At 68.5% G+C, this 16,080-nt stretch carries 16 protein-coding genes; 9 read left to right on the plus strand and 7 right to left on the minus strand.

Features of this window, described 5'->3' with window-relative positions:
- Positions 1–108 precede the first annotated feature (108 nt).
- Together K7G19_RS01280 and mdoH are read left to right on the plus strand one after the other, a co-directional pair.
- Positions 109–1,638, plus strand: coding sequence for a glucan biosynthesis protein G (locus K7G19_RS01280; protein ID WP_304524166.1), 1,530 nt, complete (start codon positions 109–111; stop codon positions 1,636–1,638).
- A complete protein-coding gene (gene mdoH, locus K7G19_RS01285; protein ID WP_226105321.1) occupies positions 1,611–4,190 on the plus strand; it encodes a glucans biosynthesis glucosyltransferase MdoH in 2,580 nt (859 codons plus the stop codon). Before K7G19_RS01280 ends, mdoH begins: the two co-directional genes overlap by 28 nt.
- A gap of 194 nt (positions 4,191–4,384) precedes the next feature.
- Here mdoH and K7G19_RS01290 read toward each other — a convergent pair whose 3' ends face one another.
- The gene (locus K7G19_RS01290; RefSeq protein WP_043440846.1) at positions 4,385–4,915 is read right to left on the minus strand and encodes a hypothetical protein; all 531 of its coding nucleotides are present in this window, start codon (positions 4,913–4,915) and stop codon (positions 4,385–4,387) included.
- On the opposite strand from K7G19_RS01290, the gene K7G19_RS01295 reads away from it, so the two are divergent.
- From K7G19_RS01295 to K7G19_RS01315, 5 genes are all read left to right on the plus strand, one after another.
- Positions 4,878–5,042, plus strand: a complete 165-nt coding sequence (locus K7G19_RS01295; RefSeq protein WP_187829200.1) for a hypothetical protein — start codon at positions 4,878–4,880, stop codon at positions 5,040–5,042. The two genes, K7G19_RS01290 and K7G19_RS01295, sit on opposite strands and share 38 nt — an antisense overlap.
- A gap of 157 nt (positions 5,043–5,199) precedes the next feature.
- On the plus strand, positions 5,200–6,420 hold the full coding sequence (locus tag K7G19_RS01300; RefSeq protein WP_226105322.1) for a Bcr/CflA family multidrug efflux MFS transporter: 1,221 nt from the start codon (positions 5,200–5,202) through the stop codon (positions 6,418–6,420).
- Between the two features lie 264 nt (positions 6,421–6,684).
- Entirely contained in the window at positions 6,685–6,966 is a 282-nt protein-coding gene (locus tag K7G19_RS01305; protein WP_006577833.1) for an HU family DNA-binding protein, read from the plus strand.
- Positions 6,967–7,142: 176 nt separating this feature from the next.
- Positions 7,143–7,628: an acyl-CoA thioesterase gene (locus K7G19_RS01310; RefSeq protein ID WP_149318152.1), complete on the plus strand. Its 486-nt coding sequence runs from the start codon at positions 7,143–7,145 to the stop codon at positions 7,626–7,628.
- 2 nt (positions 7,629–7,630) lie between these two features.
- Positions 7,631–8,215, plus strand: coding sequence for a CreA family protein (locus K7G19_RS01315; protein WP_226105323.1), 585 nt, complete (start codon positions 7,631–7,633; stop codon positions 8,213–8,215).
- A gap of 25 nt (positions 8,216–8,240) precedes the next feature.
- Here K7G19_RS01315 and K7G19_RS01320 read toward each other — a convergent pair whose 3' ends face one another.
- From K7G19_RS01320 to K7G19_RS01340, 5 genes are all read right to left on the minus strand, one after another.
- Positions 8,241–9,092 (minus strand): phosphatase PAP2 family protein, encoded by an 852-nt coding sequence (locus tag K7G19_RS01320; protein ID WP_370639463.1) that lies wholly within the window; start codon positions 9,090–9,092, stop codon positions 8,241–8,243.
- Positions 9,093–9,135: 43 nt separating this feature from the next.
- A complete protein-coding gene (locus K7G19_RS01325) occupies positions 9,136–10,938 on the minus strand; it encodes a class I adenylate-forming enzyme family protein (RefSeq protein WP_226105325.1) in 1,803 nt (600 codons plus the stop codon).
- A gap of 23 nt (positions 10,939–10,961) precedes the next feature.
- Positions 10,962–11,726, minus strand: coding sequence for an SDR family oxidoreductase (locus tag K7G19_RS01330; RefSeq protein ID WP_149318154.1), 765 nt, complete (start codon positions 11,724–11,726; stop codon positions 10,962–10,964).
- Between the two features lie 229 nt (positions 11,727–11,955).
- Positions 11,956–12,825 (minus strand): arylamine N-acetyltransferase, encoded by an 870-nt coding sequence (locus K7G19_RS01335; RefSeq protein ID WP_226105327.1) that lies wholly within the window; start codon positions 12,823–12,825, stop codon positions 11,956–11,958.
- Entirely contained in the window at positions 12,822–13,577 is a 756-nt protein-coding gene (locus tag K7G19_RS01340) for a Crp/Fnr family transcriptional regulator (protein ID WP_370639464.1), read from the minus strand. The genes K7G19_RS01335 and K7G19_RS01340 overlap by 4 nt, the downstream gene beginning before the upstream one ends.
- 345 nt (positions 13,578–13,922) lie before the next feature.
- Between K7G19_RS01340 and K7G19_RS01345 the strand changes: the two genes are divergently transcribed.
- Positions 13,923–14,417: a DUF962 domain-containing protein gene (locus K7G19_RS01345; RefSeq protein ID WP_226105329.1), complete on the plus strand. Its 495-nt coding sequence runs from the start codon at positions 13,923–13,925 to the stop codon at positions 14,415–14,417.
- Positions 14,418–14,696: 279 nt separating this feature from the next.
- Positions 14,697–15,140, plus strand: a complete 444-nt coding sequence (locus K7G19_RS01350) for an HU family DNA-binding protein (protein WP_149318156.1) — start codon at positions 14,697–14,699, stop codon at positions 15,138–15,140.
- 313 nt (positions 15,141–15,453) lie between these two features.
- Here the strand turns inward: K7G19_RS01350 and K7G19_RS01355 are convergent, their stop codons facing one another.
- The gene (locus K7G19_RS01355; RefSeq protein WP_226105331.1) at positions 15,454–15,840 is read right to left on the minus strand and encodes a hypothetical protein; all 387 of its coding nucleotides are present in this window, start codon (positions 15,838–15,840) and stop codon (positions 15,454–15,456) included.
- Positions 15,841–16,080: the final 240 nt, after the last annotated feature.

A 16,080-nucleotide genomic window follows, 5' to 3' on the forward strand; every position in this document is an offset into this window, starting at 1 on the left:
CGCGGCTTCCCGAATAACCAATTGCATTACCGACTACCGCCTTTGATGACGGCATTCATGATCGACTCCGCCATTTCCTCGCCGCTCTCCGCCCGTTCCCGCCGGCCCATGCCGTCGGCGCGCTTCGACGGCGTGCGACTGGGACGCTGGCTGTGTGCCGGTGCGCTGGCCTGCTTCGCAATGGCGGCGCATGCGTTCAGCTTCGATACCGTGGCGGCGCGCGCGCGCCAGCTCGCCAATTCCCCGTACAAGGCCCCCAAGGCCCATCTGCCGACCGAGCTGCGCGAACTGTCGTACCCGCGCTATCGCGAGATCCAGTACAAGCCCGAACGCTTCGTCTGGCGCAATACCAAGCTGCCGTTCGAGCTGTCGTTCTTCCACGAGGGCATGGTGTTCGACCAGCCCGTCAAGATCAACGAGGTCACCGGCAACCGCGTGCGCGAGATGCGCTTCAATCCGGCCGACTTCAACTACGGCTCGCACAAGTTCGACCCCGAGATGCTCAAGGGCCTGGGCTTTGCGGGCTTTCGCGTGCTGCATCCGGTCAACGGCAAGCACAAGGACGAGGTGGTGTCCTTCGTCGGCGCCAGCTATTTCCGCGGCGTCGGCAAGGATCAGTGGTACGGGCTGTCGGCGCGTGGTCTTGCAGTCGACACCGCGCTCGCTTCGGGCGAGGAATTCCCGCGCTTTGTCGAGTACTGGATCGAGCGTCCCGCACCGGGCGACAAGCAGCTGGTCATCTATGCGCTGATGGATTCGCGCCGCATGAGCGGCGCCTATCGCTTCGTGATCAAGCCGGGCACCGACACCGAGACCGAGGTCAAGGCACGCCTGTATCTGCGCGAGAACGTGACCAAGCTGGGCCTGGCGCCGCTGACCAGCATGTACCTGTTCGGCGAGAACCAGCCGCCCGCGGCGCCCGAGTTCCGTCCCGAGGTGCACGACTCCGACGGCCTGTCGATCCAGCTGGGTACCGGCGAATGGATCTGGCGTCCGCTCGTCAATCCGCGCCGCCTGCTGGTGACCTCGTTCTCGGCGACCAATCCGCAGGGCTTCGGCCTGATGCAGCGCGACCGCTCGTTCGCCAGCTACCAGGAAATCGGCGAATGGTATGAACGCCGGCCGAGCGGCTGGGTCGAACCCCGCGGTAACTGGGGTTCGGGGCGCGTCGAACTGGTGATGATCCCGACGCCGGACGAGACCAACGACAACATCGTGGCCTATTGGGTCCCGGACAACCCGCCCAAGCCGAAGCAGCCGTTCGATCTCGAATACCGGCTGCTGTGGCAGAAGGACCGCGAGCGCATGCCGCCGCTGTCGTGGGTCACGCAGACCCGCCGCGGGCAGGGGCTGTCCCGCAACAAGGAGGACACCAGCTTCTCGCTGCTGGTGGACTTCGAGGGGCCCGCATTCAAGAAGCTGGATCCCGCCGCGCATATCGATGCGGTGGTATCGGCCGATGGCAACGCCGAACTGCTGCGCACCACGACGCAGCGCAACGAGGCCACCGGTGGCTGGCGCATGACGATGTTCCTGCGCCGCAAGGATGAGAACAAGCCGGTCGAGTTGCGCGGCTATCTTCGCAACGGCAACACAACCCTGTCAGAGACATGGAGCTACATCTTACCCCCAGGCTAAAGCAGCGCTCGGCCGCGGCGGCGTGCGAGCGCTATGTCGACCGCCTGCCGGTATCGCCGGAACAGCGCCGCGACCTGCTCGCCGATACCGCGCTGCATGAAGGCATCGTCATCAAGGGCGATGCCACCGGCGACGATCCCGGCGTACGCTCGCTGCAAAAGGCGCTGTCCAATGGCGACGGCGCGGCCTCTCCCGCCGGCGCGGCCTACGGCTCGATCGAGCGGCGCCTGCAACTCGCCTACGGCGAGCCCAAGGTCGGGGGCGAACCGCTGATCGAGCGGCGCGCCGACGGCACGGTCCATGTGGCCACCGGCCCCGAACCCAAACGTGCGTCGATGGTGCCGCGGCCGTGGCCGCCGCACCTGGTCGCGGCCTTCGTGCGCAACGGCGTGCGCAAGCTGTTCGGCAAGCCGCCGGTTCCAGAGACCTGGGACACGCTGCACGACGGCCCCGACGCCGAGGGCAAGTGGCATCCGGCCGGTGCGCACCGCCGCTGGGTGCTGCTGTTGCTGGTGATCGTGCAGACCATGATGGCGACGTACTTCATGTCGACGGTGCTGCCGTACAAGGGCAACGACACCCTCGAGATGATCACGCTGGGCCTGTTCACGGTGCTGTTCTCGTGGGTCTCGGCCGGCTTCTGGACCGCGATGATGGGCTTCCTGGTGCTGGCCAAGGGGGGCGATCGCCATCTGATCTCGCGCTCCGCGAGCGGCAACGCGCCGATCGCCCAGGAGGCGCGCACCGCGGTCATCATGCCGATCTGCAACGAGGACGTGACCCGGGTCTTCGCCGGCCTGCGCGCGACCTACGAATCGCTGGAACGCACCGGCGAACTCGCCCACTTCGATTTCTTCGTGCTGTCCGACAGCGGCAATCCCGACCTGCGCACCGCGGAAACCGATGCGTGGATGGAAACCTGCCGCGCGGTCAACGGCTTCGGCCGCATCTTCTATCGCTGGCGCCGTCATCGCGTCAAGCGCAAGACCGGCAACGTGGCCGACTTCTGCCGCCGCTGGGGCAGCAAGTATCGCTACATGGTGGTGCTCGACGCCGACAGCGTGATGAGCGGCGATTGCCTGGCCACGCTGGTGCGGCTGATGGAGGCCAACCCGGGCGCCGGCATCATCCAGACCGCGCCGCTGGCGACCGGCCGCGAGACGATGTACGCGCGCGTGCAGCAGTTCGCCACGCGCGTCTACGGACCGCTGTTCACGGCCGGCCTGCATTACTGGCAACTGGGCGAATCGCACTACTGGGGCCACAACGCGATCATCCGCATCAAGCCCTTCATGGAGCATTGCGCGCTGGCGCCGCTGCCCGGCAAGGGGCCGCTGGCCGGCGAGATCCTGTCGCACGATTTCGTCGAGGCCGCGCTGATGCGCCGCGCCGGCTGGGGGGTGTGGATCGCCTACGATCTGCCGGGCTCGTTCGAGGAGTTGCCGCCCAATCTGCTCGACGAGGTCAAGCGCGACCGCCGCTGGTGCCAGGGCAACCTGATGAACTTCCGGCTGTGGATGAAGCAGGGCTTCCACGCCGTGCACCGCGCGGTGTTCCTGACGGGCGTGATGGCCTACCTGTCGGCGCCGCTGTGGTTCCTGTTCCTGCTGCTGTCGACCGCGATGCTGGCCAAGCATGCGCTGGTGCCACCCGAGTACTTCTCGCAGCCGTACCAGTTCTATCCGAACTGGCCCGAGTGGCATCCGGAGAAGGCGCTCGCGCTGTTCTCGGCCACCGCCACGCTGCTGTTCCTGCCGAAGCTGTTCGGCGTGGTGCTGCTGATGAAGCAGGCGCGCCGCTACGGCGGGGCGCTGCGGCTGATGCTGTCGATGCTGATCGAGGTCGTGATCTCGGCCCTGCTGGCGCCGGTGCGGATGCTGTTCCATACGCAGTTCGTGCTCGCCGCCTATATCGGCTGGGGCATCTCGTGGAAGTCGCCGCCGCGCGAGGACGCCGAGACGAGCTGGGGCGAGGCGGTGCGCCGCCACGGCTGGCATACCGTGCTGGGTCTGGGCTGGGGCGCGCTGGTGTACTGGCTCGATCCGGGCTTCGTCTGGTGGCTGCTGCCGATCGTCGGCGCGCTGGCGCTGTCGATCCCGCTGTCGGTCTGGCTCTCGCGCGTCAGCCTGGGCCGCGCCACGCGCCGTGCCGGACTGTTCGTGATTCCGGAAGAAATCGAGCCGCCGCGCGAGATCGTCGACACGCAGCGCCATGTGGCGGAGGCAGGCGATACGCCGGGCTTCGTCGACGCGGTGGTCGATCCGGTCACCAATGCGCTGATGTGCGCAACGGCGACCACGCGCGTGGTGCAGCCGGCCAGCACGCAGCGCCAGCACGCGGTGCTGGTGCAGCAGGCGCTGACCAATGGCCCCGGCAATCTGAGCGCGAAGCAGAAGCTGCTGCTGCTGAACGATCCGCTGGCGCTGTCGCGGCTGCACGAGGCGGTGTGGTCGTCGCCGCTGGCCGACGACGGCTGGAAGGCCACGCGCGCGCTGCTGCGCCGCGCGGCCAATGTCGTGCCCCTGCGCCCGCGGGGGAGTGCGGCGGCTTGATCGGACACCACTCCCTCTCCCTCTCCCTCTCCCGGTGAGGGAGAGGGAGAACCCAAACGCCGGCTGCCACCGCCAACGCCGATTCAATGCCTCGCTCCCCGCTCCCGCATGCGGGAGAGGGTTGGGGGAGAGGGGTTGGGACAGAGGGCAGGAGCGGTGGCCATGCCATCGCCGATGGAAGCGAGACGGGACGCTCAGCGCAGCGCCGCCGTGCAGATCGGGCCGTTGATATAGACGTCGCCGACGCGGCGCTCGCCGCGGGCCTTGCGTGTCATGTAGCGGAACATCATGCTGACGCCCAGCTTGGTCAGGATCTCGACGTCGCGATTCGCGCAGATATTGCGCTGTAGCGGCGCGGCGTAGCTGACCTCGAAGCTGGCCAGGTCCAGCATCGGCCCGCTGTAGTTGGTCAATTCCAGCTGGAACAGGATGTGTTTGCCGGGCACCGCCTGGCAGCGGCGCAGACGCGTTTCCTTGTCGATCTCGATCGGCAGCGCGTCGTTGAGCTGACGGCAGGCGCGCGCCAGCACGGTATCGGGCCGGCGCGAGCTGCGCAGGAATTCGGGGACGCCGGCCGCGCCGGTGTTCTGGCCGGTGGCCGCGCCGCGCAGCATGCGGGTCAGCGAATCGGCTTCATCGACCACCACGGCCGCGCTCGCGGCTGGATGTGCCGCGACAGTACGCGCCGTGACCGGCGCCGCGCAGGCGGACGAGGCCCACAGCAACCAGGTTGCGGTAGCGATCCCGATGGAGGCCGACGTTCCTCGGGCGATCGATGCAGTCGTGTGGTTCGATATGGTTCGCATGCAGGGAAAGAACGCCTGGAACGGCACGGGGCTGGGGCTGCGCTGAAGTCCCGCGATCGAGACCGGCGATGAAGACGGACCGGCAGTGTGTCGACCGGGTGCATTGTACCCGCCGGCCCCGTGAGGCGGAACCCGCAGGCACGCAATACATCACGGTGTGCAACAATTGCGCCTTTCGCTTGACGGCGTTCCGTCGTCCGCCAATGACCCAATCCTCCCGCACGGCCACGACGCCGCGTTTTCCGCTTTGGCTGCTGATCTGCGCGTCGCTGACCGCCTTGGCGCCGCTGTCGATTGACATGTACCTGCCGGCGTTCCCGACGCTGGCCGCCGACCTCGGCGTCGACATCGGCAGCGTGCAGCTGACGCTCGGTACCTTCCTGGTCGGCCTGGCGATCGGGCAGTCCTTCTACGGTCCGGTCAGCGACCGCTTCGGCCGCAAGGCGCCGCTGTATGTCGGGCTCAGCCTCTACGTGCTGGCGTCGGTGGCCTGCGCGCTGTCCGGCGACGCACCCGCACTGATGGCCTGGCGCTTCGTGCAGGCGGCCGGCGGCTGCGCCGGCATGGTGATGGCGCGCGCGATGGTGCGCGACCGGCTCGAGGCGCACGAGTCCGCGCGCGCGTTCTCGTCGCTGATGCTGGTGATGGGCCTGGCGCCGATCCTCGCGCCGATCGTCGGGGGCGCGATCCTGACCGCGCTGGGATGGCGCGCGATCTTCTGGGTGATGGCCGCGGTCGGCACGCTGGTCCTGCTGCTGGTGCATTTCCGCCTGGAGGAGTCGCTGGACCCGCGCCGCGCGACGCCGCTGCGCCTGGGCAATGTCTTTAGCAACTACGGCGCGCTGCTGCGCGATCGCGAATTTCTCGGCTACTCGCTGTGCGCCGGCTTCGCGCAGTCGGGCATGTTTGCGTACATTGCCGGCTCGCCCTTCGTGCTGATCGAACTGCACGGCATCGACCCCTCGCACTATGGCTTCGTCTTCGGCGCCAATGCGTTCGGCCTGATCGCGATGTCGCAGATCAATGCGGCGCTGGTGCGCGGCCGCTCGCTCGACCGCGTGCTGCAGCTGGCGCTGCTGGCGCCGTGCGGCGCGGGACTGCTGCTCGCGCTGGTCAACCTCGCCAACGTGGCGGCGCTGCCGGTGCTGCTGGTCGGCTTCTTCATCTTCGTGGCGGGCCTGGGTTGTATCACGCCCAACGCGTCGGCGCTGGCGCTCGCGCATCAGGGCCATCGCGCCGGCACCGCATCGGCGCTGATGGGCACGCTGCAATTCGGCATGGGCACGCTGGCCGGTACCGCGGTCAGCCTGTGGCACGACGGCACCGCCTTGCCGCTGGGCGTGGTGATGGCCATCGCCGGCATCGGCGCGGTGCTGATGCGCATGTTCGGCCGTCGTTCCGCCGTGGTGGCTGCCGCGGAATAGGCTGCCGGCCGGGGAGGCGTGGCGACGCGGGGCGCCGCGGCCCTTGCCGCAGGTTCGGGATAACCCGCTGTCGGACCCGCGTCAAAGCCCCGAATTGAGGGGGTAAATCTCCCCGAAAGCCGCTTGACGGAAGGATTTCCGGCATTTTCGTTGCGTCGGTGCGACTGGGGATTGCCCAACGCGCAAGCGGCGGATTAGACTGCGCCGGTCGGTGAAACGGCTCAGGCTGGTCACCGGTGACGACGACCAACAAGGGATACAGCCATGAATAAAGGTGAACTGGTGTCTGCCATCGCCGCAGACGCGGAACTGAGCAACGCTGCAGCAGAGCGCGCCCTGAACGCCGCGCTGGAAAACATCAAGAAGGCGGTTGCCAAGGGAGATTCGGTCACGCTGGTGGGCTTCGGCAGCTTCGGCGCCGGCAAGCGCGCCGCCCGTACCGGCCGCAACCCGCGCACCGGCGAAACGATCAAGATTCCGGCCGCCAAGACGGTCAAGTTCTCTGCCGGCCAGGGTTTCAAGGACGCTGTGAACAAGAAGAAGTAAGAGCGGGCATCCTCGGATGCCAACCGGAGAGAGCGGCCCACGTGGGCCGCTTTTTCATTTGGCGCCGCCGTCGCCGCGCCGCGCTACACTCGCATCCTGCAAGCGCGTTCCGCCACCGCCGCAGTTCGCCACCCCAATCTCAACCCACCCGCGCCGATTCCTCCGCGCCGCTCCCGATGAACGACCTCTCGCATCAACTGTCGATGACCGTGCTGATGACGCCGGACATGGCCAATTTCTCCGGCAATGTCCACGGCGGCACCATCCTCAAATATCTGGACATGGTCGCCTATGCCTGTGCCAGCCGCTACGCGGGCCGCTATGTCGTCACGCTGTCGGTCGACCAGGTGGTGTTCCGCCAGCCGATCCACGTCGGCGAACTGGTGACCTTCCTCGCCGCGGTCAACTACACCGGGCGCAGCTCGATGGAGATCGGCATCAAGGTCATCACCGAGAACATCCGCAGCAAGCTGGTGCGCCATACCAACAGCTGCTATTTCACGATGGTCGCGGTCGACGACGACGGCAAGCCGGCCGAGGTGCCGCCGCTGGTGCCGCGCGACGAGGTCGAGCGCCAGCGCTTCGCCGCCGCGCAACTGCGCCGCCAGCTGCGCCAGGAGATGGAGCACCGGCACGACCAGATCCAGGGCGCGGTGAGCTGACCATGGCGCGCGCATCCCGTCGTCCGATGGCCGCAGGTTCGGCCGCATCGCTGGCTGCCCCGCGGGCTGGTGCGTTGGTTCGTCCGCTGGTTCGTCCGTTGGTTGGTGCGTTGGTTGGTGCGTTCGTTGGTGCGTTCGTTGGGGCGCTGGCGTTCGCCACGATCGCGCCCGCGCATGCCGAAGAAATCGGCGGCGTCAACACGCATTTCCGCGTGACCGGCTCGGACCGCGTCGTGATCGAGGCCTACGACGATCCCGAAGTCGACGGCATCACCTGCTACGTCTCGCGCGCCCGCACCGGCGGCATCAAGGGATCGCTCGGCATGGCCGAGGACCCGGCCGAAGCCTCGATCGCCTGCAGGCAGGTCGGCAAGATCGCCTTCAAGGGCCCGCTGCGCCAGCAGGACAATGTGTTCTCCGAACGCATGTCGATCCTGTTCAAGACCCTGCACGTGGTGCGCGTGGTCGATCGCAAGCGCAACACGCTGGTCTACCTGACCTATTCGGACCGCATCGTGTCCGGCAGCCCGAAGAACAGCGTGACGGCGGTACCGGTGGAGGCCGGCACGCCGATCCCGCTGCGCTGAGCGCTGCTCTCTTTCGTGGGGGGCGCTACTGCCCCAGCGCCGCCCGCTCCGCCGCGCAGTCGCGCGTCGGCTTCAGCCCCTTGGCGCGCGCGGCCGCCACCTCGGTGCGTGCGGCCGCAAGGTCGGCGCGGAAGGTCGGGTCGGCATGCAGCCGCGCCACCGTGGCTGCGCCCATGATGCGGCCCTGGTTGGCATCGCTCTGCCAGTGCACGTTGCAGGCGAGGCGGCTCTGGCCGTAGGCGAGCCCGCGCGCCAGGATCGCGTCGGCGCGCTCGGGGTCGACCTCGGTCAGGATCAGCGCCCAGGCCCAGCCCGCCGCGTTGTGGCCGGACGGGTAGGAGCCGTCCTTGGCCAGCTTGGCGACATCGTCGGGGGTGCAGGTCGGCAGGTGGTTGACGAGGAAGGGACGCTGGCGCCGGTAGTGCTCCTTGGCGCGATAGGTCGACAGGCCGGCGTCCACCAGGCTGCGCCGCAGCAGCAGGTAGAGCTGCGGGGTATCGCGTTCGTTGATCGGCACGCCCAGCGCGCACGAGAAGGTCTCGGCCGCCTGCGGGAATTTCAGGTTGGCGTCTTCGACGGCCAGTTGCCAGCGGGGCGTACCTGTCTTGGCCAGGTTCGCGCGCGCGGCTTCCTCGTCGGCGGCGAGCGCCTGCGAGCCGGGCGCAGGCGGTGGCGGCACGAGGCGCAGGCTGTCGGGACGCTGGTCCGCGGGTAGGTAACCGGCGAGAACGCCCGGGCGCAGTTCCGGCACGTCGCCGGCCCGGCTGATGGGGCCCTGGCTGGCGCAACCGTAGGCGCCTGCCAGAAAGGCGGCGACGGCAAAGACGGACAGGGTGCCGCGCCAGGCGGCGCGGATGGGCGAGGCGGCAGTGGCCAAGATAGGGGCTCCCGGTTGTCGTGATAGGGCGCGTGGCGCGTGGCTACGCGTTCGCGCCATTGTCGAACAGCTTGCGCAATTCCGACTTCAGGATCTTGCCGTTTGCGTTGCGCGGCAGCGTCGCGTCGCGCACGATCACGCGGACCGGCACCTTGAACGCCGCCAGCCGCTGCGCGACGAAGGCCTGCAGCTCGGCCTCGGTAACGCTGGCGCCGGGCTTGACGCCTACCACCGCGCCCGGTTCCTCGCCCAGCGTGCGGTGCGGGATGCCGACCAGGGCCGCGTCCATCACCGCGGGATGCTCGTACAGCGCGCTCTCGACCTCGATGCAATAGATGTTCTCGCCGCCGCGGATCAGCATGTCCTTGGCGCGATCGACGATATAGAGGAAGCCTTCCTCGTCCAGCCGCGCGATATCGCCGGTGCGCAGCCAGCCGTCGACGAAGGTGCTGGCGGTGGCCTCGGGCTTGTTCCAGTAGCCGCGCACGACATTGGCGCCGCGCACCATCAGCTCGCCGACCTCGCCGGGCGGCAGGGCGCGGCCGCGGCCGTCGACCACCTTCATCTCGCCGATCGGCAGCGCGGGTCCGCTGCTGTCGGGACGATGCAGGTATTCCTCGGCGTTGTGGCTGGTGAAGGTGGCCGAGGTCTCGGTCATGCCCCAGCCGATGCCGGGCATCGACTTGGGGAACACCTCGACGATGCGGCGGACCAGCTCGGGCGAGGCCGGCGCGCCGCCGTAGTTGACGCTCTCCAGCGACGACAGGTCGAAGCGCTCACGCTCGGGATGCTCGACCAGTTGCCAGGCGATGGTCGGCACGCCGCCGGCCACCGTGCAGCGCTCGCGCTCGATCAGCGCCAGCGCGCGCAGCGCGTCCCAGCGGCGCATCAGCACGATCTTGCTGCCGGCGTGCAAGGCGCCGTTCAGCACCGACATGCAGCCGGTCACGTGGAAAAAGGGCACCGACAGCAGCGTGGCCTTCTGCGGTGCCTGCGGGTCGGGTTCGGGAATCGGCTGGCCACGGCGCAGGAAGTTGCGCGCCGGGCCGAAGCCGCCGCAGAAGGCCACCGTGGTCGCATTGCGGTGCGTGCCGATGGCGCCCTTGGGCTTGCCGGTAGTGCCGGAGGTATAGAACAGCGTGGCGTCGTCCTCGGGATCGATCGCCACGTCGGGCAGCGGCAGATCCGGCAACGCGTCCCAGGCCATCACGTCGCCGGTGGTCCGCTCCAGCGGCACCACGCGCGGATCAACATCTCCTGCCATCGCGGCATTGCCGGCATCGGCGCCGAAGCGGCAGACATGGACGCGCAGCAGGGCGGGGCACTCGGCCAGATGCGGACGCAGCCGCTCGAGCCGTTCGTCGTCGACGATGGCGACCTTGCAGCCGGAATCGGCCAGGCCGTATTGGAGCTCGGGGCCGGTCCACCATGCATTGAGGGGCGTCGCGATGGCGCCGGTCAGCAGCGCGCCGTAGAAGGCCGCGGGCCATTCGGGCAGGTTGCGCATCGCCACCGCGACACGGTCGCCGGGGCGCACGCCGTCCGCGATCAACGCGTGCGCGATCGCCAGCGCGGCGCGCGCGAAGCCCGCATAGGAAACGCGCTGGTCCTCGTAGACGACGAAGGTACGCTCGCCGCGCGCGCGGGCCTGCAGGAACAGGTCGCGCAGCGTCGGCGGCGCGTGCTTCCAGACCGTGGTTGGAATGCCGCGGATCTCGCGCACCTCGGTTTCGAACGGTGCGCCGGGCGCGGTCAGGCGGGCATGGGCTTCGGCCAGCGAGATCGCCGGCCAGGCCGGCGAATCTCCCTGCGCACTGCCCTGTGAACTGCGGGTCGGCGGTGCCATCGGGCGGCGAGCGTGAGCGCCGCTCAGATCGTCACGCCGCCGTCGACCACCAGCGCCTGGCCGGTCATGAAGGTGCTGGCGCTCGAGGCCAGGTAGACCGCCGCGCCGGCGATCTCGACCGGCTCGCCGATGCGGCGCAGCGGCGCGTTCTCGGTCGATTGCTTGTAGCGCACCGGGTCCTCCCACAGCGCGCGGGCGAAGTCGGTCTTGATCAGGCCCGGGGCGATGCAGTTGACGCGCACATTGTGCGGGCCGAATTCGACGGCCAGGTTGCGCGCCAGCTGGAAGTCCGCCGCCTTCGAGATGTTGTAGACGCCGATGGTCGGCGAGCCGCGCAGGCCGCCGATCGACGACACGATGATGATCGAGCCGTCCTTGCGGTCGATCATCTGCGGCGCGACCATCTGGATCAGCCAGTGGTTGGAGATCACGTTGTTGTCGAGCACCTTGCGGAACTGCTCGTCGGTGACCCCGCCCATCGGACCGTAGTAGGGGTTGGACGCGGCATTGCAGACCAGCACGTCGATCTTGCCGAACACGCGGTTGGTCTCGTCGACCAGATGCTGCAGATCGCTCTTGGACGAGATATTGGCCGGCACGGCAATCGCGGTGCCGTCGCCGTGCCTGGCGTTGATGGCGTCGACCACTTCCTGGCAGGCCTCGGCCTTGCGCGACGAAATGACCACCTTGGCGCCCTGGACCGCCATCTGCTCGGCGATCGCGCGGCCGATGCCGCGCGAAGAGCCGGTGACGATGGCGACCTTGCCGCTCAGATCGAACAATGACATGGGGTGTCTCCTCTACCGATCCCGTTTTCCGGTGGACTCTGATGTTGGTGTGGCGCCGCGGCACGCGTTGCACGGGCGGCGGCGACCGGCACATTATGGTCGGTGGGTCTGGCCGCGTCCACAGGCCGGCGCGCGTTCCTCGGCCCTTATCAGCATTCTTTCTGCGGGGGATTCACGGCGTGCATGGTGCGCAGGGTGGGCCGGTGTGCGGGGCGCCCGCCCGCATGCCTCAGGCCCGCCGCGCCAGCCATTCCCGCAGGCCGGCCGCCGTCTCGTCGTCCAGCCGTACGCCGATCCGTTCGCGCAGCGTGGCGACGATCTCCGCCGGCGTGTCGAGCAGCAGGTGGCGGCTGGCGCCATCGGCATCGCGCTCGGTCAGCTCGCCGTTGGTCATCGTCAGGCGGACGTTGCCGTCGGTGCGCGCCGCCATCAGCCGGTGCAGGAACACGCTGTCCGGATGGGTGCAGACATACCAGTTGCGCGCCGCGTAATCGATCCACGCCTGCGGCGACAGGTCGAAGCGATAGAGCTTGGCCCAGCCGTCGGCGGTGGCCAGTTCGAGATCGAGCAGGTGGAACGCGCCGCCGGATGCCGCACCGGGCGGTGCGCTGACCAGCCGGTACGGCAGCCCCTCGGGCGCCGGTTCGGACAGCGGCAGCGCGCAGGGCGGATTGGGGCCGCCGAAGCCGGCGTCGGCGATGTAGTCGCGGTGGGCGATGCGCACGCGCAGCAGCAGATGCGACTGCGGCGTCGGCACGCCTTCGTCGACGCCGTAGCGTACGCGCGCGGCCAGCGGCACCACCTCGAAGCCGAGCGCCGTCAGCGCGGCGGCCAGCAGCGTGTTGTGCTCGAAGCAGTAGCCGCCGCGTCCGCGCGTCACCAGCTTGTCGAACACCGCGTCGAGCGCGATGTCGATCGGGCGGCCGAGAAGCACGTCGATGTTCTCGAACGGAATGCGCCGCAGATGCGCGGCAACGATCGCGTCGAGCGCCTCGCGGCCGGGCGATGGGCGCTCGCGCAGGCCGATGCGGTTCAGATAGGCGTCGAGCCGGTCGGCATCCAGGCTCGGCTGGGCCGATGGGTTCACCGGTGTGGTCACGTCAAGGTCTCCAGGGTCGACAGATCGAGCAGTTCGATATCGGCGTAGCGCAGCCGCAGCAGGCCGCGTGCCTCCAGTTCGCGCAGCGCGTGGTTCACGGTCTGCCGGGACAGGCCGAGCATCTGCGCCAGTTGTTCCTGCGGCAGATGGATCGAGCGATGGGGCTGCCGTGCGGGGTCTTCGGCCGCCGCGGGCGTGTCGCCATAGGAGCGCGCGATGGCCGCGAGCCGCCGGGCGGTACGCGCCAGCGGGGGCAGCAATTGCGCCTCCTCGACATAGCGGAACGCCTCGCGCGTCTTGCCGGCCAGCAGCTTGCCGAACTCGCGCCACCACGCCGGCTGCGCGGCCAGCATCGCGTCGAGCCGGGCGCGCGGGACGTGCCACACCGCCGCACGCGTTGCCGCGCGGGCGTCATGCGTGCGCAGCAATCCGTCGAACAGGCAGATCTCGCCGAACCATGCGCCCCCTTCCAGCATGCCCAGCAGCGCGGCCTTGCCGCCGGCATCGTGCGCATGCACCAGGACCGCGCCGGCGATCACCGCGAACAGGCCATCGAAGGGATCGCCGCGCTGGAACAGGACCTCGCCAGGTTCCAGCCGGCGCATCGTGCCGCTCTCGAGCAGGGCCGCGCGCATGTCCTCGGGCAGGCCGCGAAACCAGCTACCCGTGCGCAGCGGGGCGAGCGGATCGGCGGGGTTGTCGGTGCCACGCGTGGGGCAGGCAAGGGGCGGAATCCCCATGGTGGTCTCCATCGTCATCGCGACGCAGGGCAGGGTCGAGGTGAGTCCGTGCGAGCGTCGGTGCGTGCGCCGGTGCGAGTTCGGCAAGGGCCGGGGACGAGGTCAAGGACCAGCCCAGGGACAAGCCCAGGGACAAGCCCGGACTGTCAAAATTCGGACAGACCGCGTCCGGCGCGCCCATTACTATAAATCGATCATGCCGGGCTGGAGCGCGCCAGCCATGCGTCGGAGGTGCGCCAGGAATGCAGCCGAAGTTCGCCCGTGGTGCGCCCGTATTGCGTCCGTAGTGCGCCCGTATTGCGCGGGATCGGTCCGACGGCATGCCGTTCGTAGTCCCCGCTGACAGGAGGAGACGCCATGAAAACGCTGGTCGACCATCTATCCCAATACGCCGCCTATCACCGCGACAGCCGCAACGTCGCGACCCACTTCGTCGGCATCCCGATGATCGTGCTGGCGGTCACGGCGCTGCTGGCGCGTCCGCAGATCCCGCTCGGCGGCGCCGCGGTGCTGACGCCGGCGATCGTGGTCTACGTGCTGTCCTGTCTGTTCTATCTGCGGCTGTCGGCGGGGTTCGGCATCGCGATGACGCTGATCCTTGCCCTGTTCGTCTATGTCGGCCATCTGATCGGAGGACTGTCGACCGCGGCCTGGCTGGCGATCGGCATCGGCCTGTTCGTGCTTGGATGGGTGATCCAGTTCGTCGGCCACTATTACGAAGGGCGCAAGCCGGCCTTCGTCGACGATCTTGTCGGGCTGCTGATCGGCCCGTTGTTCCTGGTCGCCGAGACGGCTTTTGCGCTGGGCCTGGCGCGCGAAACGCGCGAACGGATGGAGGCGCACGCGCACTGAATCGGTATCGCACGCGCAAGGAGCGGGTCATCGCTCGACACTGCGAAGCACGGCGATGCGCGCCGACAGGAGGGCCGGGGCGTTGCCGCGCACGCGCGTCGATGCATCGGCGCGACAGAAAGCAGGACTTTTCACCGGGTTTTTACGGGGTTTCAGGGGGGTAACGGGCCAAACCCCCTTGGAAATGCGTCACTTTCCGCTATGATTCGGTGGCCGCCGCAGCCGTACGCTGTTTTCGCGGGGTTTGCGGCGCCAACCGTTCAACTCTATCTGACCAATATGGCGACCAAAGCGAAATCGACCGCGAAAGCTGCAACCAAGACCGCCGCGACCAAGAAGGCACCGGCAACCAAGGCGCCCGTGAAGGCTGCCGCGAAGAAGGCCGCTGCGCCCGCAACCGCAACCCCGCGTCCGCTGAAGGACACCTTCAACAAATCCAGCCTGGTCGCTCACCTGGTCGCGCAGACGCAAGTCGAGCCGAAGGCCGTGAAGACGGTGCTCGCCCATCTGGAAAACACCATCGTCAGCGCGCTGCACAAGAAGGGCGCCGGCGAATTCACGCTGCCCGGCCTGCTGAAGATCACCGCGCAACAGGTGCCGGCGAAGAAGAAGCGCTTCGGCAAGGATCCGTTCACTGGCGAAGAGCGCTGGTTCCCGGCCAAGCCGGCCAGCGTCAAGGTCAAGGTCCGTCCGCTGAAGAAGCTGAAGGACGCTGCCGCGTAATACGTCATCCGACGTGACCGCGACAGGCGGATGCCGGTCGCGGCAAGCAGTGAAAAAAGGGAGCCGCATGCGGCTCCCTTTTCCATTGGCAATCGGTCGGCGAGGAATGCACCGAGGCGAATCGGCGGACAACGAATCGGGCCGCGACGAACAATTTGCGCTGCAGCGGCTCGGGCCGAAACCAATCGACCTACGGCGCGACGCAGCTACGGCGCGACGCAGCTACGGCGCGTAGCCTTCAATATTGCAATTAACCGCCAGGCATTCGCCCACGCCGACCAGTCATGGCCAGCAGGGCGAGGGGCGCCCCGTGCTAGGCGCTATGGTCCGCCGGCGTGTCTTGCGTATGCGGGCCGTCGCTGAAGCGATCGCGATGGTCCGCGCCATGGCCGCCCTGCGTGAAGCTGTCGCGCGGGCCGAGGCGGCTGGCGCCTTCGGTGAACACATCGAACTTCTGGGTCGCGCTGCGCGCGCCGTCGGTGTACGGATCGGCGGTGCGCGTTGCGGCCTTGGCCGACAGCGAGACGGTGGCGCCGATCATCATCGCCACGGTGGGCAGCAGCGCGGCAAGCATCGCGCGGCGGCGCGCATGCCAGCGCTGGCGCAACGCGCGCAGCCGCTGCGCCGCCAGCGGGGGACGCGGACGGGGCGGGGCGCCGGACGCTCGGTGAGGCACGGTGGTCGGGGTCGTTCGAGTCATGGCAACACTCCTTCAGATTGGGATCCGGGGCGGTTCTGGGAACCTTGACGAGGGGAGACGGCTTGGCCAAGCACGGTTAGCAGTCTATGAACCGGGCCGGACGCGGCGGTGACGCCAGCCTGACAATTGCGTCAGGATCGGAGGCGCGCCGCGCACCGCGGGTGGCCGGACAAATACCCCGTGGCAGCACGGCTTGCACGGTGATGCCCACGCCGGCGGCAAGCTGACAACGTTGACAGG

The organism is Cupriavidus sp. DB3, assembly GCF_020418465.1.
Taxonomy (GTDB): Bacteria; Pseudomonadota; Gammaproteobacteria; order Burkholderiales; family Burkholderiaceae; genus Cupriavidus; species Cupriavidus cauae.